The following is a 22978-nucleotide window of genomic DNA, read 5'->3' as shown; positions in this document are numbered from 1 at the left end:
CATCAGGCATGGCGACGAATGCCTTGTCCCGGCAGACGCTCGCGATCATGCGGTGTATCGAGCTCCAGACTCGGCCCGACCGGTACGATCCCCGTCGGGTTGATGGTCTGCTGGCTGGCGTAGTAGTGAGTCTTGATGTGCTCGAAATCACAGGTCTCGGCAATCCCCGGCCACTGATACAGTTCGCGCAGATAGTGGGAGAGATTGGAATAGTCGGCAATGCGCCGCTGATTGCATTTGAAGTGCCCGAAGTAGACGACATCGAAGCGCACCAGTGTGGTGAATAGGCGAATATCGGCCTCGGTCAGCCATTCACCGACCAGATAGCGTGAATCGGCCAGGCGCTCTTCCAGTGCATCGAGGCACTCGAAGAGCGCTGTGTAGTGACGCTCATAGACATCCTGACGTGTGGCAAAGCCGGTCTTGTAAACGCCATTGTTGACCTTGTCGTAGACCTCGGCATTGACGGCATCGATCTCGCCACGCAAATCCTCGGGATAGAAGTCCAGATCATTGCCGCTCAGGGAGTCGAAGGCGCGATTGAAGATGCGTACCAGCTCCGCCGACTCATTGTTGACGATTCGTCCGGCCTGCTTGTCCCACAGCGCCGGCACAGTGACCCGACCGGTGTAGTCAGGGTCGGTCAAGGTGTAGAGCTGGTGGTGATAGCGCACGCCATTGATCAGGTCACCGCTGGAGCCCTCTTCCTGGAGATAGCTCCAGCCGTGCTCAAGCATCAGCGGGCTGGTATAGGACATGCCGACCAGCGAATCGAGTCCCTTGAGGGAACGCATGATCAGCACGCGATGCGCCCACGGACAAGCCAGTGATACGTAGAGATGAAAGCGATCTGCGCTGGCTGGCACGGCTGATTGACCCTGGGGCCCCTCGAGCGCGGAATCAGGCGCTACGACCCAATCACGCAGGTGAGAGTTTTCGCGTTTGAATTCACCGCCGGTGCTATCGGTGTCATACCAGCGATCCTGCCAGTTGCCATTGACCAGTAATCCCATCTCGAGTGCTCCTTTGGCGATAGTTGCAATCCCACCAGATTAAGAGCCCAGCGTCACATCGCAAGCGAATTCGCTGCCGCCAAACGATCGACTTTCTCGAACGTCCATGCCACTCAGGCGTGATTTTCGATCGTTTCCAGCCCGACGGCAGCGTGTAGCTCCTCCTTCATCGCCCTGACGGCGGGACCGGCACGATCATCGTCCGGCAAATAAAGCATCAGCAGCACTTCGCGTTCGCTGCCATTGACCAGCGGCAACGGCAACAACCGCCCCTGAGCCAGGGCATCGCTCATGCGCGCGCGAGGAAGCCAGGCAAAGCCCAGCCCGCGTTCGACGAGATCCACAGATGTTGCCAGATGACTGACCGTCCAACGTGCCTCGGCCTTCAACCACCCGGCATCCATGCCGGTCGAACGACTGCTGTCACGAACCACCAGCTGACGATGCTGAACGAGATCGCGTAGATCAAGCGGTCGCCCCAGGGCATGCAATGGATGTCCAGGCGCTGCCACCGCCATGAAGGTTTCGCGCAGCAAAGAAACCCCGAGATAGCCATCCAATGTCAGCCCGCTGATCAACAGATCTGCCTGCTTGTTGTCGAACAACTCGCGACCGCCGGCAAGTGTCGTCTCGTGCAGCTGGACGCGCACTTGGGGATAGGCGCTAGAGAAGGCTTCCAACGCACGTGCCAGCACCTCGGGAGGGAACAGCTGATCCACCGCAATGGCGATCTCGCTTTCCATACCTGCCGACAGCGCATCAGCAACGTCTTCCAATGCCCGGGCATTCGCGATCAACTGCCGCGCTCTGCGCAGCAGCAGCTCGCCAGCCTGGGTCAGTCGGACATTGCGCCCGACCGGTTCGAGCACCTGCACGCCCAGCAGGGCTTCAAGGCGATGCACTGCGTGATTGAGGGTCGAGGGGCTCTTGTGAACGGCCTCTGCGGCACGGGCAAAACTTCCGTGATCAACCACAGCGGCCAGCATTTGCCATTGAGCCAGTGTCACGCGTGACGACATCGAAGGAACTCTCCAGAACGCGTGCAAAAATACACGCATGCCAATCCTGACATGACGAAGACAAAAATCAGAGACCGTAGGCTGGACACAAACGTGAATGACAGGACATAAGGCATTCTCTATTTGACGGTAAACGGGGGCAATCATCTTCCATCAGGTCGCCATCCTCGTAATGTGAGCGGCGAATTTCGGCTTTTTACCGTAGATTTACAAAATTTAACACCAAGCAGGATTTACTGCAGGAACAGTGTTTCGTAAGCAAAAATGGCGCTATTACCCCCCAACAACATGTCGCGGGAACCTCTATTCACAGTTGCCATGATCAAAATAGGGTTGAATTACTCATACTGGACATGTATCCACCCTATCGGTCGTGAAAATCCTTGGTTAAGGTTCAATGGCAAATTTGTTGTCACCTATTTACTTCACTTATTCATTATTGGTCACATATGCTGCGAATCCTTCATTCGCTCCCACGCGTGCACAAGTATCTTCTTTTACCTGTTGCGACGATGGTCACCGTGCTGGGCGCTCATAAGCTTATCGAAACTCTTGATGCTCAAGATGTTTCTCCTTCTTCAAAAAGCATTGCCATCGATCTGGCCAGCGCGGATACAACGCCGGCTACCATTTCAATGATGATGCCTGTCACGGATACCGCTCCAGCCCCCCCGTCAGCTGAAAGCCTGGATGCTGAACAGCAGGCCATCCTCGCCACCGGTGATGTCCCACTGGCCGCGCTCAAGCCCAGTGAAATCGTCGATATCGACTTCGACATGCCCACACTGCTGACGGATGACACCTATCATCCTGATGCTGAGGCAGCAGGCCCTGTCGTGGCGCTGGCGCCGGCTGCGGTGAAAACAGCCGAGGCAGTCATCGCCACCGCGACTGACGAGCAGCCGGGGGGCACCTCCTACGATGACCTGTCGGTCGATCCGGTCGAACTGGGCGAGAGCCCAACACTGCAGACCGAGCTGGCAGTCAAGGAAGTCTATGTCCCTGAGTGGCAGACCTATACCGTTCAGGCCGGTGATACCTTCGCCGTGATGGCCGAACGCTCCCTGGGCCTGGGGTACAGCGAAACGACACGCATCATCAAGTCGCTACCGAACAAACGCGTCCTGACGCATTGGCGCGTGGGCGATAGCTTCGACTACAAACTGGATGAATCCGGCGACCTTCTAGCGCTGCGCATCATGAAGGACGCTCGTCGTGGCTTCATGATCAAGCACGATGAAAGTAACGACACCTTCAATGTCGCCAATATCGAGAAGGCCACTCAGGCCACCCAGCGCATGTTCGCCGGTACGGTGAGCGGCAGCTTCTCGCTGTCTGCCGAGTCCACTGGACTTGGTGTCGCTGATGTCTCACAACTGACGCAGGTGCTGGGCAAGAAGATCGATTTCCGTCGCGATACTCGCAAGGGCGACAAGTTCCAGGTACTGGTCGAGTCAGACATGATTGAAGGCACCAGCACTGATTCCCGCATTCTGGCGGCTCGCTATGAAGGTGCCCGTAAATCAGTCACCGTGGTACGCAACACCAAGGATGGCCGCTACTACACACCGGATGGAAAGGGTCTGGACCCAGCGTTCAACCGCTTCCCGTTGGCCAGCAAGGCGCGCATCAGCTCACCGTTCAACCTGAATCGTCGTCATCCGATCACGGGCCGTATCAGTCCGCATAAAGGGACGGACTTTGCCGTTCGTGTCGGCACACCGGTTCTCTCTACCGCTGATGGCGTGGTCGAACTGGTAGGTAACCATCCGCTGGCCGGTCGTTATCTGGTGCTGCGCATGGATAACGGCTACAAGACGCGCTATCTGCATCTCTCCCAGCCGCTCGTCAAGAAAGGTGAGCGTGTGTCGATGGGCGAGAAGATTGCACTGTCTGGCAACACTGGTCGCTCTACCGGTCCTCACCTGCACTATGAGGTGATGGTCAACAACCGTCAGGTCGATGCCATGCGAGTACAGCTGCCGAACAGCAAGTCACTGTCTGGCAAGGCACTGGCCTCCTTCAAGCGTGAATCCCAAAACATGCTGGCCAAGCTTGAAGCCGCCGATAATACTGGTGCCATTGCCAAGACGAGCGCTCCGACACGCGGCGACGAGAGCTGAATCTGCAAACTCGAGTCACAAAAAAGCCTCCCATACGGGAGGCTTTTTTGTGACTGAGCGCTGCGTGCCGAAGACAGAACTCCGATTGCTACGCCTTGGGAGCCTGAGGCATCAGGCAACCATGCCTGTAGGGAAGATCACTTCTTCATACCCCGATTGGCGACCTGCTCCAGCAACTCCTCGGCTTCGCTGTCTGCTCCCTCTTCACGCATCTTGCTGACATCAGCATAGAGGCAGATGTATGCGCCACAGGAAGCACAGAAAACCTTGTCATCTGGATTGTGAACCTGGGAGACCCTGACAAGGTGGCTGCCACAATCGGAGCAAGCCTTGGGGATGCGAAGTTCCTCTGAAAGATCTGGCATGAAGCGCTCTCCTGTTCGATGTCCGGTTGAGCTGCGCTTGATTCACAGCCTATGCGCAAGACATGGGGGCGGCTCATTGGCTTGCAACCCCTCTCACTGTCTCTCGAGGCCTTCATCAATACAGGATGCAAAGGCCTCGACACGTATGCCAGGGCCTTTTCAGAATGATCCATCATTCTAGTAGTGATGCCTCATCAGGCAACACTGATGCTTTCAGCAGATGAGCTGCCCTTCGGACTCATGCCTGACGTATTCAGGCTGTGCGTGCATGTGGCCGAGCGACCCGGCGTTAGATGCTGTGCGTGAGACCTTGCACCATCACGCGTGAGGCGAAACTCTTCCTGAAGTGCCATCTCACGTGCAGCCAGGCGAAAATCTCCCATCGAGCATAGTGCGTGTCCATTCGGGCACTTCAGGACATGCTCCTCGGGAAGATCACGAGCCGGCCAATCCAGTGCTTCATTGCATACCGGGCACTGGGGTCCACTACGGCTTGGAACAGAAGGGGAAAACATGCGCGAACTCCTTTTCAGCGCAAGATATAACGATGTCATGACCAGATTCTCGACGCAGAAAACATGAAGGCATGGTTCAAGTTGCGTGCGCATGATGGAGACACGAGGCCGCAGACTCCATTGCACTTTATGTTAGATATTGCAGGTAATTGATAAACCGTCATGTGAGTGCCTAATTATCGAGGTTCAAGACGAGCACGATTTTGACAGCGCAATCTTACAATTAGATAACAGTCAGCCTGATGACACGGATCAAATGGTGGCCAGATACCCAGTCAGGATTCTCTGCTACCTGGTCACTCACCATGCGACAAGCCAAAAAAATCCCGACCACGGGGGCCGGGAAAACACTCTCAGGCAGAGCAGGACCACTAGCGGGAGACAGCGCTCACCGCGGGTCAACCAGGACGCTGAACAGTCGTCAGCGATATCACGAAGTCTATCTGGCCCTGAGGCCATGGTGTCTTTCATCATCGGCGCTAGCGTAAGCACCGAGCATCATGTTCTTTCTGCCACCTACTTGGCTTCCAACTGCTGCACGGCTTTATGTGAGATCAGTGCAGGATCAACCATGGCGTGCTTGCGGGCATTGACCTCGAGACGATCACGTAGCATGAACCACACACCAAGGAATTCATCACATTCCGCGCAGCTTACGATGTCGTCATCCGCGGGAACATCTTCCAGATGAATCTGGTGACTGCCACAACGTGAACACTCCATGGGAACCTTACGTACTGAATTCATCTCGATGCCCTCAGTTGGAAACTGGATGAGACTTTTTATCACCACTATTGCCACTGCAAGCGTGTGTCCCTGCCAGCATCCTCACTGGATAACATGATGACGAGAATGCGCTTGTTGAAGGCAGATACCATTCTGACACTGGCAAAGTTAGACAATCTCTTTATCTTGTACAAGTTTATGCATGTTTCAAAACGTATCCAGATCGCCATGAAATGGCCAATGACTCATCCAACCATGTCGTTTAAATATCGTAAATCTGCCTTGGAATGCTTGCCGACATGCCAATGACTCACGTCATTCGCGGTAACAGTTCGCTACAAAAAAATCGAAAAACCCACCAAAATGACGCTATACAACAGCAGTATTCGCCTTTATCACGACTATTTTCAGCAAGTCTCAACATGACGATTGGTCACGCACGACCCGCACCATCATCAAGGATCATCGTTAGCGTCGTTGTTGATAACACTGGAGGTATCCGGGCGAAAAGTCTTGTAGAACATAGCGTAATCGAGCAGCTCCCCTCTCCTTCAACAACACTGGCGTATAACTTTTTCGCTCTCCCCCTTGAAACTTGTCGGTTGCGACGGGATCTTAGTCTGCATGGTCGTGACACATGGCGACCCACCCACGCCAGACAGATAAAAGCGTCCGGCAGGGAATAACGATTAACAAGTTCGCAAGGAGTACGGCATGAGCAAGATGAACCGCAAACAGATTCTGGGTGCGATCACCGCGACCACGCTGCTGTCTACTACCGGCTTGGCCATGGCTAGCCCGCAGGGACTCTACTCCGCAGATGAGCTGATGGATGCCGAGGTCTATCTGCAGAATGATGACAGCAAGGTCATCGGAGAAGTCGAAGACATCCTGCTGGATGACAACATGCAAGTGGCAGCGCTGGTCGTCGAAAGTGACGAAGCCCTGGGCCTGAATGAACAGCAATATGTGGTGCAGGCAGGTAAATTCACCTTGCAGACAGAACAAGGTGATAACCCGGAAACTCTTGAGTACCGCATCCACGTCAGCATGGATGAGTCACAGTTCAAAGAGCAGCCGCAGTACACGACTGACTGGTGGCAAGACACTCGCAAGAGCGCAGCCGCGGCCTGGGACGAAACCAAGAACACGGCATCAAGCGCTTGGCAGGATACTCGCAAGGCAACAGCCAACGCCTTGACCACTGCAGGTAACGCCATCAGTGGCACAGCCAACGACACTGAAGCCAAGATGAGTGACGACCCCCAGTAACCGGCTTCACGCATGAGGTGAATGCTCGGCGCTTCACTTGAGCGTCGTGACCATCTAACGCCCCGCTGCCTCATTGGCACGGGGCGTTCGCTATTTCTACTCGTGCAAGTGGCGCATTCGCCGCGGTAAGAAGGAGGTACGCGCCACGCTAGCCGGAAGAGCCGAAAATCAGATAATGAGGGGAAAACAGGAGTACTTGAGGAAGGGCTGCAGGCATGACGTAAACGAGGATGGCTAACCTTCAGATGCAAAAAAAGCCGCCTTGAGCGACTTGTCTCGCGTACCGACATAAACCGGAACGCATGGTGGGCCCAGCAGGACTTGAACCTGCGACCAATCGATTATGAGTCGAGTGCTCTAACCAACTGAGCTATGGGCCCGTGCAGCGCGCATATGATAGCGAAAGCGAAAGCCTCAGGAAAGCCCGAAAACTCAACAACATAGCCAATAACTTCATTACCCCCTATTTCACCTTATCTCGATTCATGTCTGCATTTCATGAAACATCTTGGCTCAGCTACTCTATTGACCGTCGTGCGGCCCTCATTCCACTCCTTGCTACCTACCTGACTGATCGTTATACACCTTCCCTATCCAGACCATCACACCACGCTTGTACCAATCCATTTGACGCGCGAACCCTTGTCCTTCCTGCGTGTCCAATGTCCCAATGCGCACCAATGGGCTCTGCCCTCATCAGCGCCTGGCCATCAGGAGTCATTCATGTCACTGCCCTTTTCCCGCTGGACGTCATACCTCACCAAACGCCTTGCCCGCCACACGACTGGCTTCTTCAATGTATGTGGCAATGGACACCGCAAACTTGGTGCTCCGTTCAAGGCAGCCGCACTGGTTTTTGCCATGAGTAGCATCGGCGTCAGCCTGCCAAGTCAGGCAGCCTGGCAGCTGGTGCCTGCTTCCAGTGGTGCCACCGCTACGCTGACCGAGAAAGGCGCGCAGGGAAATATCGAGCACGTTCATCACCTGCGTGGCCTCAGTGGTACCGTGGGCGATGACGGCAAGATGACCATTCCGTTGAGCGTCAGCCAGACCGATCTGCTCGACAAGGTGGGAGAGCTACCGCCGTGGTTATCAGGTGTCAGTCAGATGCGCCTGGCCACGCTGACGCTGAATCTCGACCCTGTCGCGCTGGCAGCGCTTGAGACAGGTGACTCAACCCGCATGCAGGTGCCCTTCACAGCGACGGATGGCAATCGCACCCATCACGATACCTTGCCACTAGATGTGACGCGCCTGGATGCGACCCATCTGAGCTTTGGCAATGCCGAACCGCTGGCACTGGACAGTGCAGCAGTCGCCAAGAATCAGGTAGGCAGCACTCTGTTGGGTCTGCTGGGCTACGGCACTCTAGTCGGTGACATCCCCGTCACCCTGCAGGGTGAAATGATCGATCAGTAAGCCTTGCTGTTGAACTACCCGTAATGAACTGCTCGTAACGAACTGCTCGTAACTAACTACCCGTGATGGATGCGCACATTCATCACACATGGAAAAGCCGCCCACTGGGCGGCTTTTTTGCGTCAAGACAAAAATAATTCTCATTCATGGTTCAGAAAGTGCCTGACGCGTCGTCTACCCACAGGAGCGATATCAAACAAGAAGCATTCGCATAAACGTCATTCACGATGGAACACGACACCCCATGACAGACTCCGCTGCGCGATACCCACATCGGTCTCCACTGCTCTCCCTGCCTCGGCACCCGCTGGCACTCGCGATCGCCCTGAGCATTCCCATGGCAGGACAAGCCGTGGCAGCCGATCACCGGGAGGCTCAGGACGAGCAGTTGGATACCATGACGGTGACCACCACCGCTGCCACCAAGACCAATACCAGCTATCTCGAGACGCCGCAGGCGGTGTCCACCATCACCCGTGAGGACATGGACAAGCGCGCCGCCGAATCGGTACAGCGTGCTGCCGACTACACACCCGGCGTGTTCACCAATCAGATTGGCGCCTCCAATCGCTACGACTACATCGTGTTGCGCGGCTTCTCCGATGGCAGTGTCAGCAATACCTTTCTCGATGGCCTGAAGCTGATGGGTGATTCGGGCTCCTACAGCTCGATGACCATCGATCCCTACTTCCTCGACAGCATCGAGGTCGTCAAGGGGCCGTCGTCTGTCCTCTATGGTCGCTCCTCTCCTGGTGGCCTGGTCGCCATGGAGTCCAAGCGTCCTGAGTTCGAGGACTCCGGTCAGGTACGTTTCACCGTCGGAACTGACAACGAGCGCAGCGCCGCCTTCGACCTCACCGGCCCGCTGGATGACGAGATGCGCATCGCCTACCGCGTGACGGGCCTTGCCAGCGCCGAAGATACCCAGGTCGACTCCGTCAGCGAAGAGCGTTACGCCTTCTCGCCACAGGTCACCATGGATGTCACCGACGACACCACCGTGACCCTGATGGGTTACTTCCAGAAAGATCCGGAAGGCGGTTATCACTCCGGTCTGCCCTACGAAGGCACCGTGACCAGCCATAACGGCATCAAGCTCGGTAGTGATTTCTACGAGGGTGACGAAGACTACGAAGAATTCAGCCGTACCGAACGCATGGTCGGTTATGACTTCGAACACCGCTTCAATGACGACGTCACCGCGCGTCAGAAATTTCGCTATCTGAGCTCCGATGTCTCGCTGGAGCAGGTCTACGCCTATGGCTGGGCCTCGGACACCGAGCTGACGCGTTACTACTCCGGCGGCGAAGAGAGCCTGCGCGCCTGGACCGTCGACAACCAGCTCGAAAGCCGCTTCTCCACCGGTGCCTTCGATCACACCTTATTGGCCGGCGTCGATTATCAGACCCGCACCAATGACGTTGACTGGGAATACGGCACCGCCAGCTCGCTGGACGTCACCAGTAGCAGCGATGCCGACGTCTCCATCTACGCCACCGAAAATCAGAAGCGTGAGCTGGACCAGACGGGGGTCTATCTGCAGGACCAGGTCAGCTGGGGTCGCTGGAACCTGGCCGCCGGCCTGCGCCAGGATTGGGTCAACATCAAGAATACCGATCGCGACTACAACACCACCAGTGAGCTGAGTGACAACGAGATGACGGGCCGTCTCGGCCTGATCTATGGCTTCGACAACGGCATCTCGCCCTATATCAGCTACTCCACGTCCTTCTCGCCCAACTCCTACACCGACGAAGACGGTGATCTGATCGACCCGACCACCGGCAAGCAGATCGAAGTCGGCATGAAATATCAGCCCAACGGCACTCGTGATCAGTACAGCATCTCGCTGTTCCGCATCAATCAGGAGAACGTCGCCTCCAAGGACCCGGAAGACAGCTACTACACCGCTTACGGTGAGATCGAGTCCCAGGGTGTCGAACTGGAAGCGCGCAGCCAGCTGACTCGCAACTTCGCCTTGCAGGCTGACTACAGCTACACCGACGTGACCTACGCCAAGGCCGAAGATGGTACCGAAGACAACACGGCCAACCAGGTGCCCGCGCATCAGGTCAGCGTGTGGGGTGACTACGCCTTCAAAGAAGGGACGCTGACTGGCCTGAACGCCGGGCTTGGCGTGCGTTACTACGCCGACATGTGGGCCGATTCCGAGAATACCGAAAAGGTCCCGGACTATGCCCTGGTCGATGCCCTCGTCGGCTATGACCTGAGCCAGGTCGGTTGGAGCGGCACCAGCGTCCAGCTCAACGTCAGCAACTTGCTGGACAAGGAATATATCGCGTCCTGCTACAACACCAGCTTCTGCTATTACGGAGCGGAACGCAGCGTGACAGCCACACTGACCTATGATTTTTGATCGAAGATCCAGACAGTTCTGATCGATGTCCCAAGGGTTTCTGATCGTTTTGCAGTATCCGCCGGCGGCAAGGATGTCGCCGGCACCATCGCCTGCCAGACCTGCTGTCCGCCCATCGCCTGCTGAATCACTGCCCGCTAGACGATCGGTCACGTAACGATCGATCCATTGAATTGAGCTAGACCTGTAAGCACGACCTACAAGAAACGACCGCACCGCGCGGCACTTGATGAATGACCTGATTGGTTCTCGTCCTCTCACCTCCTGTCCAGGTCGAGTCACGAGCCTTTTCCAAGTTTTTATCTGCGAACATTCGCATAAGGTGATGCAATGCACAGCCTTCATGATTCTGCCGCCACCTATGGTGCTGCAGCCGGTACTCCGACGTCAAAATCTCCGGTTTCAGCACTGACTGCCTCTCCCCGGGCAGCCCTCTTCTCGCCTGCCAACCTGCAGGAATGGCAAGTGGGCATGCAAAAGATCAGTGCGCTGGTGAGTGAGCAGCTCGACAGCGTCAAACAACCGTTCAGTGGTATCACACCAGATGCTCTGCGACCTGCCTTCGCGGATCTGGATCTCGAGACGCCCCTCGAGAATCTGGAAGCCGGGCTTGAAGAACTCAAGGCGCTGTATCTCAAGGATGCGGTCTACTTCCACCACCCGCGTTACATCGCCCACCTCAACTGCCCAGTCGTGCTGCCAGGGGTGTGGGCAGAAAGCCTGCTTGGTGCCATCAATTCATCCCTGGACACCTGGGACCAGAGCGCCGGTGGCACCCTGATCGAGCAGCGTCTGATCGACTGGACGACAGAACGACTCGGACTGGGCGCGACCGCTGATGGCATCTTCACCAGTGGCGGTACCCAATCCAACCTGATGGCCCTGCTGTTGGCGCGCGACGCCGTCTGCGAAAAGCTGCCGAATCATCCTGGCAATCAGACGCATGGCCTGCCGCCAGAAGCGGGCCGCCTGCGCATCTTCGCCTCCGGCATCAGTCACTTCAGCCTGCAGAAAGCCTGCGCGCTGCTGGGGCTTGGCCATAACGCCGTCATTCCTGTCGCGGTGGATGAACGTCGTCGCATGGACCCGGTTGCCCTGCGCGAGGCGCTGGATACAGCCCGGGTTGAGGGCCTGATCCCGATGGCCGTGGTCGGCACTGCCGGCACCACGGACTTCGGCAGCATCGATCCCCTCGAGGCCATCGGTCGCGAGTGTCACGCCCGTGGCATCTGGTTCCATGTCGATGGCGCCTACGGTGGTGGCCTGATCACCTCACGACGCCATGGTCACTGGCTCAAGGGCGTCGAGATGGCGGACTCCGTCACCATCGATTACCACAAGACCTTCTTTCAGCCCGTCAGCTGCAGTGCCTGTGTGGTGCGTGATCGTACCCAGCTGCGCCACGTCACCTATCACGCCGACTATCTCAATCCGGAACTGCAGGCACGCGAAGGCACGCCGGACCAGGTCAACAAGAGCCTGCAGACCACGCGCCGCTTTGACGCTCTCAAGCTTTGGATGACGCTGCGTCTGATGGGTGCCGACGCACTGGGTGACATGCTCGACTGCGTGATCGACCTGACCCGAGAAGGCTACACCCTGCTCGAAGCAGCGCCGGATATCGAGGTAGCGCAGGCACCGGAGCTGAGCACGCTCGTGTTCCGTTTCCACACCCCCTCGGAAGCCAGCGTGACCGATGCGCAGTGGGATGCGCTGAATCGCGCCATCCGCAAGCGTCTCTCCGCCAGTGGTGAAGCCATCGTCGCCGCCACCAAGGTGTCAGGTCATCAGTACCTGAAGTTCACTCTGCTCAACCCGGAAACGACGCATGAAGACCTCGCCGCCGTCGTCGCGTTGATCCGCCAGCACGGCCAGGCGCTGCTCAACGTACAGCTCGCCGCCCAGTTGGCCGATATTCCGATGGCCACCCGTACCACCCGCATTGCCAATGATGCCTCCACCATTGACGGCGCCACTCGCGACTCCCAAGCCCGCAAGGAAGCTCATCATGTCTGACACGCCCTCAGCTGATTCCACTCTCTCAGCCAATGCTGATCTCTCTACTCCTCAGGATGAGGTGCTGGACTTCATCGCCATCGGCATCGGCCCCTTCAACCTGAGTCTGGCCTGTCTGAGCGAACCGCTGGACGATGCCAACGGCGTCTTCCTAGAGCGCAAGGCTGAATTCGACTGGCACCCGGGCATGCTGCTGGAAGATGCCAGCATGCAGACGCCCTTCATGGCCGACATGGTCTCGCTGGCCGACCCGACCAGCCACTTCAGCTTCCTCAACTATCTGAAGCTGCACGACAAGCTCTACAACTTCTACATTCGCGAAGACTTCTTCCTGCTGCGCCGTGAATACAATCAGTACTGCCAGTGGGCAGCACGTGAGCTTTCCAGCCTGCGCTTTGATCATGAGGTCGAGGATATCCAGCAGGTCGGTGACATCTACGTCGTGCGTGGCACACGCCCTTCCACGGGTGTCGCCTTCGTGCATCGCGGCCGCAAGCTGGTGCTGGGCACTGGCACCCAGCCGTATCTGCCCAGCGCGGCCGATGCAGTGCGCAGCGATGTGCCGATAGCCGGCAGCCGTGTGTGCCACAACGCCCAGTATCTGGCGCGCAAGGACGAGCTGACGTCCCAACCGGCCATCACCATCATCGGGTCCGGTCAGAGCGCCGCCGAGATCTATCTCGACCTGCTGCGCGAGATCGACCAGCACGACTACCAACTCAACTGGATCACGCGCTCACCGCGCTTCTTCCCACTGGAATACGGCAAGCTGACGCTGGAAATGACCTCGCCGGACTACATCGACTACTTCCACGCCTTGCCGCGTGAACAGCGCAATACGCTGCTCGCCACGCAGAAGGGACTCTACAAGGGCATCAATCTCGAGCTGATCGACGAGATCTATAACACCCTTTACGCCAAGCAGCTGCAGGGCGTGGTCCCCACTACCCTGATGACCAACACCGAACTGACCTCCCTGAATCGCGACACCGCGAGTGGCGATTTCACCCTCGGTCTCTATCAGCGTGAGCAGCAGCAGGCCTGGCGTCATGACACCAGCGCCGTGGTGCTGGCCACCGGCTATCACTATGTCGCGCCATCCTTCCTGCACAGCATCGAATCACGCATTCGTCGTGACGAGGAAGGTCGCTACGCCGTCGGTCGCTTCTATGCGATCGATCTTGAGGGCACTGCCGGAGCCGACGGCAATGTCGGTGATCAATCCCCGACAGGGGGCAAGATCTTCGTCCAGAACGCCGAGCTGCACACCCACTCGCTGGCCGCACCGGATCTGGGCATGGCCTGCTATCGCAACAGCTGCATCCTGCGCGCCATCACCGGCCGTGAGGCCTATCCGATCGAACGCCGCATTGCCTTCCAGAGTTTCGGTGCGCCGAGCAGTGACAAGGAAGGCGGCAAGCGAAGCGGCAATGGTTTCACGCCGCTGCCTGCTGCTCATCTTCCCTATGGCGAGAGCAGCCCGCACGCCAGCGCCACCGCTAACGCCGCCCTCAGTTCCGCCGCTGACATCACCGAGCACACCGCCGCACCGCAACACCGGGAGACCACTGCATGAACATGCCAGTCGACATCACCAGCAACCGTTCTCACAGCGCTGCTACACCGTCACAGCATCTGTTTGGCGCCACGACCCATCACGCGCCCGCAGTGGTCAATCTGCTCTCGCCAGCGCCGACAGCCTGCTTCTCGCGTCGTGCCGTGGAGCTGGAAAAGGCCCAGGCACGCCTGCGCAAACCCCAGGATGCCAGCACGCCGGAGCGCGCCGAGTTCAGCCTGCGTCCGCTGAATCTCGCCGAAGACATGCCGCTGGTGGATGAGTGGACCAGCGGTGCACGGGCCAGCTTCTGGGGCATGAGCGATGATCTTCTGACCACCAAGCACGACTTCTACCAGGACCTCGAGAACAGTGCCCATGCCCAGGGGTGGATGGGCTATTACAACGACCAACCGGCCTTTCTGGTCGAGCTGTATGACCCGGCACATGATCCGCTGGGCACGCATTATGCCGTCCAGCCCGGTGACTTCGGCATGCATTTCCTCGTCGCCCCGCGCAACGATAATCAGCCAGCCATCAGCGGTTTCTCACGTGCAGTGATCGAGTCGATCATGGCGATGATCTTCGCGGGTCAGTTGTGCGATGAGCATGCCATTTCAGGTAAAGATGGCGGGAAAGAGGCTCTACGCCCCGTGACCCGCGTGGTCGTGGAGCCGGACAGCCGCAATGCCGCCATCCATCCGCTGAATGCTGCTGTCGGCTTTGTGGATCACGGCCCGCTGGATCTCGACGGCAAGCCGGCACGCCTGTGCTTCTGCACGCCACAGGATTTCCGCACGGCGTTGGCCTCGCGCAGCCCGCGTCTGGATACAACCGTCAGCGCAAATCCTGCCGCGGCCAGTCAGCACCTCATCGCCGCCGACTGGCAGCATGCCAACCGCTTGCTGGTGCGCAAGGCGCTGTCGGAATTCAGCCATGAACGCCTGATTCATCCGCAGTGCGCCGATGACGAGAGTGCTCGCAACACATCACGTATCTCAGATGGCTGGCATCATTTCCGCTTGTCGCTGCCCCACCCGGAGAGTGACAAGGCTCCCGTCAGCCGACGCGCGGTGGAGTATCGCTTCGTCGCGCGGCGCTTCCAGCTCGATCACTGGCTGATCGACGCTGCCTCTATCCTGCGCCTGAACGCCAATGGCGACTCGCTGCCGCTGGATGCCCGTGAGCTGATTCTGGAGCTCAACGATGTGCTGGAGATTCCGCCGCGCCTGCTGCCGGTCTATCTCGAGGAAGTCAGTGCAACTCTCGCCTCCAGCGCCTGGAAGCTGCAGCGCGCCGTGCGTGAGAATCAATCCTCGCGCGTGTTGGCCGGCGCCTCCTTCCAGACGCTGGAATCCGCGATGAGCGAAGGCCATCCCTGCTTCGTCGCCAACAATGGTCGCATGGGCTTTGATGCGCTGGACTATCGCGCCTACGCGCCGGAAGCCGCCCAACCGCTGTCGCTGGTATGGATCGCCGTGCATCGCGACAACGCTCACTACTCCGCCATTGACGATCTCGATCCGCGTCGCCTGCTGGAAGAAGAGCTGGGAGCGGCAGAACTGATTCGTCTGGAACGTCAGCTGACCGACAAGGGTCTGGTGGCCAGTGACTACCTGATGATGCCGGTGCACCCGTGGCAGTGGAGCCACAAGCTGGCGATCACCTTCGCCGGCGAGATCTCAAGCCAACGCATCGTCTGCCTGGGGCTCGGCGAAGATCGCTATCAGGCTCAACAGTCTATTCGCACGCTCTACAACCGCAATCAGCCCAAGCGCCGCTATGTGAAGGTCGCGCTGTCGATCCTCAACATGGGCTTCATGCGCGGCCTGTCGCCGTATTACATGCGCGCCACGCCGGTCATCAATCAGTGGCTGCAATCACTGGTGGAGTCTGACCCTTCCTTCGAGACATGGGGCTTCCGCCTGCTGCGCGAAGTCGCCGCTGTCGGCTATCGCGACGATGTGCTGGAAGACGCGGACCCGGCGGCCGTCGGCTATCGCAAGATGCTGGCCAGCCTGTGGCGCGAGAGCCCGGACGACGTCAAGGAAGAAGGCGAGCGCCTGATGACCATGGCTTCGCTGCTGCACGTCGACAACGATGAGAAGGCGCTGCTGCCCGCGCTGATCGAGCGTTCCGGCATCGGTGCCGAAGCGTGGATCGACAAGTGGCTGACCGCCTACATGACGCCGTTGCTGCACTGCTACTTCACCCACGACCTGGTATTCATGCCACACGGCGAGAATCTGATCCTGCGTCTGCGTGATGGCGTGCCCTGCGGCACATTGATGAAGGATATCGCCGAAGAAGCCTGTCTGTTCGCCACCGATTACACCCGCAGTCTTGAGCTTCCCGAAGGGGTCGAGCGCCTGGTGATGGAAGTACCGGAACCGATTCGCATCCTGTCGCTGCTCACCGATGTCTTCGACTGCATCTTCCGCTTCGCGGTCCCGCTGCTGGTGCGTGAACAGGTGATGACGGAAGAGGCCTTCTGGTCACGCGTCGCCGTCTGCATCCACGACTACCAGGATGCCCATCCAGAGATGGCCGAGAAGTTCGCGCGTCACGACATGTTCGCGCCGCGCTTCACGCTGTCATGCCTCAACCGCCTGCAGCTGCGCAACAACCAGCAGATGGTCGATCTCACCGATCCGTCCGGCGCACTGCAGCTCAAGGGAGAACTGGACAACCCCATTGCGGCCTTCGCGCGCCGCTAATCGGTGACAGGTTTCACTCTGGTCTTGATGACGCCCGAGGCATGATGTTGCCTGGGTAGGTCACGATTGGAGCGCAAGACAAGCACTACACCCATGACCGCCTCCGGTATCTCCGCAGGCGGTCATGGGCGTGTCTGACATTCATGCATTGATAATGATTCGCAACATCAATACTATTGTGCCCCCATCACGACAATCTCTCATTGCGAGCCGTGAATGTCCTCTCCCTGCGCACTCCAATCACCACCAACTCGGCCTCCTGAGTGCGCGGCAACGCCGACTCAACGGCAGTCTCATGCGCCGCAGGTATCGCAACACTCGGTGGTATCAGGGTCGACAAGCCTCTTTTGCCTGGCCTCGCTGGACCAGCTGTTTGCCGAGCATCGCCAGGAGCTGACCGGATTCCTGACTCGCCAGCTGGCCTCTCATGAGCTGGCGGAAGACATGTGCCATGAAGTGTATCTGCGCCTCAGAATGACAGGGGATTGGCCACAGAATCCGCGCGCCTGGCTATACCGAATTGCGCGAAATCTGATCATTGATCATCACCGCCACCAGTCGCGGGCTCCGGTCTTCGAGGAGATGGAAGACGATGATGAACGTGTCGCCGCGTCTCATCTTGACCCTGAACGCTGCCTCGCCCGTCGCCAGAAACTGCAAGTCATCAACGACGCGCTGGCCGAATTGCCGAGCCATGTTCGCCAAGCATTGACCTGGCATCGTCTGGAAGGTCTGACCAAGCGCGAGATCGGCGAGCGACTCTCGGTCTCGGAGCGCATGGCGGGACGCTACGTTCAGCAGGCGCAACAGCACTGCGCTGGGCGGTTGACGGCCGCCGGATGCTATCGCAATGAGAAGGGGCAGTGCCTCGAGTCCGACACCAACTCATCCTGTGAGGCTCGACGCGCCGGCCGTGCAGACATTTCAGGTACCTGATCTTTCACGTTGAGAACTTTCACCTTCAAGCACCGCCTCGCAGGCGGCTGACGGAAGCTTCCATGTTCATTCTCGATCACCTTCGCTTCGCACTCGGCCAGCGCTGTCTGCTGGAGACTCAAGCCCTCAATTTCCCCCCAGGGAAAGTCCACGGGCTAATCGGCCACAATGGCTCCGGGAAGTCGACGTTACTCAAGCTGCTGGCACGTCAGATGACACCGACCTCCGGTAGCCTGTTGCTGGATGATCGCCCGCTAGCGGACTTTGGCAATCGTGAATTTGCCCGTACCGTGGCCTATCTGCCACAGCAACTTCCTGCCGCTGAGTCACTCACCGGCCGCGAGCTGGTCGCCTTCGGTCGCTACCCGTGGCATGGCCTGCTGGGACGACCAGGAGCAGAGGATGACGACGCCATCGAGCGCGCCATCGCCCTGACGCATACCGAAGCCTTTGCCCATCAGCAGGTCGACACCCTCTCCGGCGGTGAGCGTCAACGCGTCTGGCTTGCGATGCTGCTGGCACAGGGTAGCCGCTATCTGCTGCTGGATGAGCCACTGGCCGCGCTGGATATCGCGCACCAGATCGAGGTAATGGAGCTGGTCTCGCACCTGAGCCATACGCTCGGCCTGGGTATCATCATCGTGCTGCACGACATCAATCTGGCCGCCCGCTACTGCGACCGCCTGGTGGCGCTACACAGCGGGCGAGTGCTGGCAGAAGGTCCGCCCAGTGAGATAATGACTGCTACCACACTGCAGAATATCTATGGCGTCGAGATGCAGATCATCGCCCCCCCGCAGAGTGCGCATCAGATTGCGGTGCCGGTATGACGGTGACTTGCAGAGGCGCTGGCGCGCTTGTCGCTCACTTCATGATGGTATTTCTGCTGCTGACAGGTACCGGCGCTCACGCCAGCGCAACACCACTGACACCAGTGTCGGCAGGCTTTGTGGACCGTCCTATCGTGGCGTTGGACTGGACACTGGCCGAAACGCTCACCGGCCTTGGCGTGCGCGCCATCGGTGTCGGACAGGTAGAGACCTATCGCAGCTGGGTCGGTCAACCTGAGCTACCTGCGGGCACGCGCGATCTCGGCCTGCGCACCCAGCCCAATCTTGAACAGTTGGCGCGTCTCGCCCCTGACAACATCCTGATCAGCCCGATGCTAGCCAGCCTGACGCCGCGGCTGTCTTCCATCGCGCCTGTCACCAGCATCGTCCTCTACACGCCAGAGGCGGACACCTGGCAGACGCTGATCGAGGCGACCCGCCAGCTGGGCAAGATGACACGGCGCGAGACGCAGGCCGAACAGCTGGTCCGCACCAGTGTCACCACCATGGCCGGCTACAATGCCGCGCTGCGCCACCAGAGCGCCCGCGAGGGCCAGGTGCCGTTGCCACTGCTGATGGTGCAGTTCATGGATGATCGCCACGTGCGCATCTTCGGTGACAACAGCCTGTTTCAGGCCGTGATCGACCGCATGGGGATCACCAATGCCTGGCAGGGCGATACCAACGCCTGGGGCTTTGCCACCGTCAGTCTCGAGAAGCTGGTCACGCTCAAGGGGCGGATGGTGGTGGTAGAACCCCTTCCCTCCGGCGGATATGAAGCACTGGCGCGCAATGGTCTCTGGCAAGCCTTGCCCGGCGTTCGCGAGAACAGCGATGCCTCCGCGCCGCTGTTCCTGCCGCCAGTCTGGAGCTTCGGTGCCCTGCCCTCAGCCAATCGCTTCGCGACCATGCTCGCCACTCGACTGCTGACATCCGGCGAACACGCGACCGCTCGCACTGACACCGACCTTCACGGAGAGACGCACGATGGCGATCACTGAACAGGCCGCAACAGGCCGGGCGTCCAGAGATCATCGCCTTCTGCATCTGACACCCGGCAGAGCCTGCAGCCTGCTGGGATTGGCACTGGTGATTCTGGGCAGCCTGGCACTGACACGCGATGGCCTGAGCCTGATGCAGGGCCTGATAGCACTGTGGACGCCCCCCGATTTCACGGATGCAGCCAATCTGGGTCAGGCAGACAGTGCGCTGCTCTCTGCGCAACTGGTGGCGCACGTCAGCTGGTGGCCGCGACTGGTCTGCGCGCTGCTGGCCGGTGGTGCGCTTGGCATGGCCGGCGTGCTGATGCAGCAGGTATTGCGCAATCCGCTGGCCGCCCCCACCACGCTGGGCGTGGCCAGTGGTGCGAGTCTGGCGATGATGCTGGCGACGCTGTTTGCTCCCGCGCTGATGGCCGGTACTGGCATGGCAGAGGGTGGCTTGCAGCTTGGGCGTGAATGGGTCGCGCTGATTGGCGGAATGGTCGCGATGGGGCTGGTGTTCGCGCTAGCGTGGGCTCGCGGGATGTCGCCTACCGTGGTGGTGCTGGCGGGACTGGTGGTCAATCTTTATATCGGTGCGCTGGGCATGGTGCTGTTGCTGTTCAATCAGGAAGCGCTGCACGGCACGCTGGTCTGGGGCGCGGGCTCACTGGCTCAGAACAGTTGGGATGGCGTGATCACGCTGGTCACGCGCCTGATTCCCGGCATGTTGCTGGCGCTTGTGTTGATGCGTCCGCTGGCGGTGCTGGACCTCGACGAGGCCAACGCCAGAAGCCTCGGTGTCTCGCTGCGCAAGTTGCGCCTGATGAGCCTTGGGCTTGCCGTCTTTCTCAGCGCTTGCGTGGTCAGCGTGCTAGGCATCATCGGCTTCATCGGCCTGGCGGCACCGGCCTGCGTGCGCCTGATGGGGGCACGGCGTCTCGGCCAGCGCCTGCTGTGGGCGCCCTTGTTCGGCGCACTGCTGCTGGCAGTGACGGACCTCGTCGTCGCCAATCTCGACGGCCTGCTGCCGAAACTGATCCCGACGGGTGCGATGACAGCCGCTCTCGGTGCACCGCTGCTGCTGTGGCTGATTCCGCGCCTGAAGATGGCGCAGGGCACGGGACCGATCAGCGCAGGCCTATCGCTGGTCCGCCGCCATCCGCATCCGGAGAAGCTACATATATTGCTGGCTATCGGAGTGCTGCTGGCAGTGCTGTCAGCACTGATCAGCGGCAACACGGCGAGTGGCTGGACCCTCGACAGCGAGTGGCTCCACGGCCAGCTATCGGTACTGGAATGGCGGCTACCGCGGGTATTGGCCGCTGCGGGGGCAGGTGTGTTATTGGCGCTGTCTGGCACGTTACTCCAGCGCCTGACCAACAACCCGATGGCGAGTCCCGAGATTCTCGGTATCAGTGGTGGTACTGCCATTGCGCTGATGCTGACGCTGCTACTGGTACCTGGCGCCAGCCAACTGACCCTACTGGCGGCCGGGGTATGTGGTGCTCTGCTGTGCTTGGCGCTGTTGGTGCTGCTCAATCACAGGAGTGGTTTCATTCCGGAGCGCGTATTGCTGTGTGGCGTGGCGATTACTGCCCTCTACGATGCCGTGCGCGGCATCATCCTCGCTGACGGTGACCCGCGAGGGCAGCAGATTCTCGCCTGGTTGTCGGGCTCCACCTACTACGTGGAGCTAACCTCGGCAGTTGTGGTACTGGCACTGGCCGTCATCAGTGTGCTGATGCTCCGGCCGTTGGCACGCTGGCTCGATATTCTTCCGCTGGGGACGGCAAGTGCCAGTGCGCTGGGCATCGGCGTCTCGCGCGCGCGCCTCTGTCTGCTAGGCATCGTGGCCTTGCTGACCGCACTCGCGACATTGATCGTCGGCCCGCTGTCTTTCGTCGGTCTGTTAGCGCCACACCTGGCGCGACTGCTGGGATTGAGTCGTGCGCGTGATCACATGCTGGGCGCAGTACTCTGTGGCGCGCTATTGATGGTGCTGGCCGATTGGCTGGGGCGTCAGCTGCTCTTCCCGTATGAGATTCCAGCAGGCCTGATGGCCTCGTTGATCGGCGGTAGCTATTTCCTGTGGAGCTTGCGCAAGCCAAGCTGACGTGACGTGCCTCAGAGAAACGCTGAAACACAAGCCGCCCGCGATCATCGGATCGCGGGCGGCTTGTGTTTGATCAAGCGAAAAACGGCACGCGGATCAGGTTCCTGCTCTCAATTGCCAAAGACTACCGTGCGCTTATCATGCAGAAAGACGCGACGTTCGAGGTGATAGCGCACCCCACGCGACAACGTCAGACACTCGATGTCACGGCCCTTGGCGACCAGATCTTCCGGATAATGGGCATGGTCCACTGTCTCGACACCCTGGGTGATGATCGGCCCTTCATCGAGATCATCATTGATGTAGTGGGCAGTAGCTCCTACCAGCTTGACGCCCTTGTCGTAGGCTTGATGGTAAGGACGCGCGCCCTTGAAGCCCGGCAATAGCGAGTGATGGATATTGATCGCACGACCCGAGAGCTTCTCGCACATGTCGCTCGACAGCACCTGCATATAGCGCGCCAGAATCACCAGCTCTGCCCCCGTCTCCTGCACCACCTGCCATATCTGCGCTTCCTGCTCGGCCTTGGTATCCGGCGTGATCGGGAAGTGGTGATACGGTAGACCATGCCATTCGGCAAGCGGTGCCATGTCCGGATGGTTGGAAACCACCGCGGTGATGTCCATCGGCAACTGACCGATACGATGGCGGTACAGAAGATCATTCAAACAATGATCGGAACGCGACACCATGATGACGACCTTCATGCGCTCATCCGGCGCACTCAAGTTGACCGCCATGTCGAAATCAGCGGCGCGCGTGCTCAGATTCTGCTCAAAGTCGCTGGCCTCAAAGTCTTCCCGCAGTTCGCCCTGCTCGGTCTGAGGGCGAAACTCGGCACGAATGAAGAATCGGCCGGAAAGGCGATCATCAAAGGAGCTGAGCTCGGTGATATAGCAGCCCTGCTCACGCAGGTAGCGCGTCACCACATCGACGGTACCGATGCGGCTCGGGCATTGGGCGGTCAGAATCCAGGTATCACGCATGTGCAGGTGCCTG

The 22978-nt window shown here is 59.0% G+C and carries 17 protein-coding genes and 1 tRNA gene; 11 read left to right on the top strand and 7 right to left on the bottom strand.

The genetic code is table 11. The annotated features are described in order from the left end of the window. Positions 1-2: 2 nt before the first annotated feature. Both GQR90_RS02340 and GQR90_RS02335 read right to left on the bottom strand, forming a co-directional pair. Positions 3-1013, bottom strand: a complete 1011-nt coding sequence (locus GQR90_RS02340) for a glutathione S-transferase family protein (protein ID WP_158772722.1) — start codon at positions 1011-1013, stop codon at positions 3-5. A gap of 113 nt (positions 1014-1126) precedes the next feature. Next, positions 1127-2032: a LysR family transcriptional regulator gene (locus GQR90_RS02335; protein ID WP_158772721.1), complete on the bottom strand. Its 906-nt coding sequence runs from the start codon at positions 2030-2032 to the stop codon at positions 1127-1129. Positions 2033-2544: 512 nt separating this feature from the next. On the opposite strand from GQR90_RS02335, the gene GQR90_RS02330 reads away from it, so the two are divergent. Further along, positions 2545-4155 carry a peptidoglycan DD-metalloendopeptidase family protein gene (locus GQR90_RS02330; RefSeq protein ID WP_233266398.1) on the top strand — a complete coding sequence of 537 codons (1611 nt, stop codon included), beginning with the start codon at positions 2545-2547 and terminating at the stop codon, positions 4153-4155. A gap of 137 nt (positions 4156-4292) precedes the next feature. Here GQR90_RS02330 and GQR90_RS02325 read toward each other — a convergent pair whose 3' ends face one another. From GQR90_RS02325 to GQR90_RS02315, 3 genes are all read right to left on the bottom strand, one after another. Beyond that, a complete protein-coding gene (locus GQR90_RS02325) occupies positions 4293-4520 on the bottom strand; it encodes a hypothetical protein (protein WP_158772719.1) in 228 nt (75 codons plus the stop codon). A gap of 194 nt (positions 4521-4714) precedes the next feature. Continuing rightward, positions 4715-5035 (bottom strand): hypothetical protein, encoded by a 321-nt coding sequence (locus GQR90_RS02320; protein ID WP_158772718.1) that lies wholly within the window; start codon positions 5033-5035, stop codon positions 4715-4717. Between the two features lie 516 nt (positions 5036-5551). Next, complete coding sequence (locus tag GQR90_RS02315; RefSeq protein ID WP_158772717.1) at positions 5552-5782, bottom strand: hypothetical protein; 231 nt, start codon at positions 5780-5782, stop codon at positions 5552-5554. A 693-nt stretch (positions 5783-6475) separates the two neighbouring features. Between GQR90_RS02315 and GQR90_RS02310 the strand changes: the two genes are divergently transcribed. Further along, complete coding sequence (locus tag GQR90_RS02310) at positions 6476-7033, top strand: PRC-barrel domain-containing protein (RefSeq protein ID WP_158772716.1); 558 nt, start codon at positions 6476-6478, stop codon at positions 7031-7033. A 303-nt stretch (positions 7034-7336) separates the two neighbouring features. Here GQR90_RS02310 and GQR90_RS02305 read toward each other — a convergent pair. Further along, positions 7337-7413 (bottom strand) — tRNA-Ile (locus GQR90_RS02305). A gap of 343 nt (positions 7414-7756) precedes the next feature. Here GQR90_RS02305 and GQR90_RS02300 point away from each other — a divergent pair. The 9 genes from GQR90_RS02300 to fhuB all read left to right on the top strand — a co-directional run bounded on the left by GQR90_RS02300 (position 7757) and on the right by fhuB (position 21979). Further along, a complete protein-coding gene (locus GQR90_RS02300; RefSeq protein WP_158772715.1) occupies positions 7757-8452 on the top strand; it encodes a hypothetical protein in 696 nt (231 codons plus the stop codon). A 244-nt stretch (positions 8453-8696) separates the two neighbouring features. Further along, positions 8697-10829 (top strand): TonB-dependent siderophore receptor, encoded by a 2133-nt coding sequence (locus tag GQR90_RS02295; protein WP_199269460.1) that lies wholly within the window; start codon positions 8697-8699, stop codon positions 10827-10829. Positions 10830-11159: 330 nt separating this feature from the next. Beyond that, positions 11160-12845 (top strand): pyridoxal phosphate-dependent decarboxylase family protein, encoded by a 1686-nt coding sequence (locus tag GQR90_RS02290; RefSeq protein WP_158772714.1) that lies wholly within the window; start codon positions 11160-11162, stop codon positions 12843-12845. Continuing rightward, positions 12838-14421, top strand: coding sequence for a lysine N(6)-hydroxylase/L-ornithine N(5)-oxygenase family protein (locus GQR90_RS02285; protein ID WP_158772713.1), 1584 nt, complete (start codon positions 12838-12840; stop codon positions 14419-14421). Before GQR90_RS02290 ends, GQR90_RS02285 begins: the two co-directional genes overlap by 8 nt. Further along, positions 14418-17117, top strand: coding sequence for a GNAT family N-acetyltransferase (locus GQR90_RS02280; protein ID WP_199269459.1), 2700 nt, complete (start codon positions 14418-14420; stop codon positions 17115-17117). The genes GQR90_RS02285 and GQR90_RS02280 overlap by 4 nt, the downstream gene beginning before the upstream one ends. 321 nt (positions 17118-17438) lie before the next feature. Then, positions 17439-18053: an RNA polymerase sigma factor gene (locus GQR90_RS02275; RefSeq protein WP_233266397.1), complete on the top strand. Its 615-nt coding sequence runs from the start codon at positions 17439-17441 to the stop codon at positions 18051-18053. Positions 18054-18115: 62 nt separating this feature from the next. Further along, on the top strand, positions 18116-18883 hold the full coding sequence (locus GQR90_RS02270; protein WP_158772711.1) for an ABC transporter ATP-binding protein: 768 nt from the start codon (positions 18116-18118) through the stop codon (positions 18881-18883). Continuing rightward, positions 18880-19884 (top strand): ABC transporter substrate-binding protein, encoded by a 1005-nt coding sequence (locus GQR90_RS02265; protein ID WP_233266396.1) that lies wholly within the window; start codon positions 18880-18882, stop codon positions 19882-19884. Before GQR90_RS02270 ends, GQR90_RS02265 begins: the two co-directional genes overlap by 4 nt. After that, complete coding sequence (gene fhuB / locus GQR90_RS02260; protein WP_158772710.1) at positions 19871-21979, top strand: Fe(3+)-hydroxamate ABC transporter permease FhuB; 2109 nt, start codon at positions 19871-19873, stop codon at positions 21977-21979. The genes GQR90_RS02265 and fhuB overlap by 14 nt, the downstream gene beginning before the upstream one ends. A gap of 110 nt (positions 21980-22089) precedes the next feature. Here fhuB and purU read toward each other — a convergent pair whose 3' ends face one another. Then, entirely contained in the window at positions 22090-22965 is an 876-nt protein-coding gene (gene purU, locus GQR90_RS02255; protein WP_158772709.1) for a formyltetrahydrofolate deformylase, read from the bottom strand. Positions 22966-22978: the final 13 nt, after the last annotated feature.

Source organism: Cobetia sp. L2A1, from assembly GCF_009796845.1.
Taxonomy (GTDB): Bacteria; Pseudomonadota; Gammaproteobacteria; order Pseudomonadales; family Halomonadaceae; genus Cobetia.
This window is presented reverse-complemented; position numbering and strand designations above follow the sequence as displayed.

Coding starts and splice junctions, on each gene's coding strand:
- GQR90_RS02330 (WP_233266398.1), top strand. CDS start 2,545: ATGGTCACCGTGCTGGGCGCTCATAAGCTTATCGAAACTCTTGATGCT.
- GQR90_RS02325 (WP_158772719.1), bottom strand. CDS start 4,520: ATGCCAGATCTTTCAGAGGAACTTCGCATCCCCAAGGCTTGCTCCGAT.
- GQR90_RS02270 (WP_158772711.1), top strand. CDS start 18,116: ATGTTCATTCTCGATCACCTTCGCTTCGCACTCGGCCAGCGCTGTCTG.
- GQR90_RS02265 (WP_233266396.1), top strand. CDS start 18,880: ATGACGGTGACTTGCAGAGGCGCTGGCGCGCTTGTCGCTCACTTCATG.
- GQR90_RS02340 (WP_158772722.1), bottom strand. CDS start 1,013: ATGGGATTACTGGTCAATGGCAACTGGCAGGATCGCTGGTATGACACC.
- GQR90_RS02285 (WP_158772713.1), top strand. CDS start 12,838: ATGTCTGACACGCCCTCAGCTGATTCCACTCTCTCAGCCAATGCTGAT.
- GQR90_RS02320 (WP_158772718.1), bottom strand. CDS start 5,035: ATGTTTTCCCCTTCTGTTCCAAGCCGTAGTGGACCCCAGTGCCCGGTA.
- GQR90_RS02310 (WP_158772716.1), top strand. CDS start 6,476: ATGAGCAAGATGAACCGCAAACAGATTCTGGGTGCGATCACCGCGACC.
- GQR90_RS02280 (WP_199269459.1), top strand. CDS start 14,418: ATGAACATGCCAGTCGACATCACCAGCAACCGTTCTCACAGCGCTGCT.
- GQR90_RS02300 (WP_158772715.1), top strand. CDS start 7,757: ATGTCACTGCCCTTTTCCCGCTGGACGTCATACCTCACCAAACGCCTT.
- GQR90_RS02335 (WP_158772721.1), bottom strand. CDS start 2,032: ATGTCGTCACGCGTGACACTGGCTCAATGGCAAATGCTGGCCGCTGTG.
- purU (WP_158772709.1), bottom strand. CDS start 22,965: ATGCGTGATACCTGGATTCTGACCGCCCAATGCCCGAGCCGCATCGGT.
- GQR90_RS02290 (WP_158772714.1), top strand. CDS start 11,160: ATGCACAGCCTTCATGATTCTGCCGCCACCTATGGTGCTGCAGCCGGT.
- fhuB (WP_158772710.1), top strand. CDS start 19,871: ATGGCGATCACTGAACAGGCCGCAACAGGCCGGGCGTCCAGAGATCAT.
- GQR90_RS02295 (WP_199269460.1), top strand. CDS start 8,697: ATGACAGACTCCGCTGCGCGATACCCACATCGGTCTCCACTGCTCTCC.
- GQR90_RS02315 (WP_158772717.1), bottom strand. CDS start 5,782: ATGAATTCAGTACGTAAGGTTCCCATGGAGTGTTCACGTTGTGGCAGT.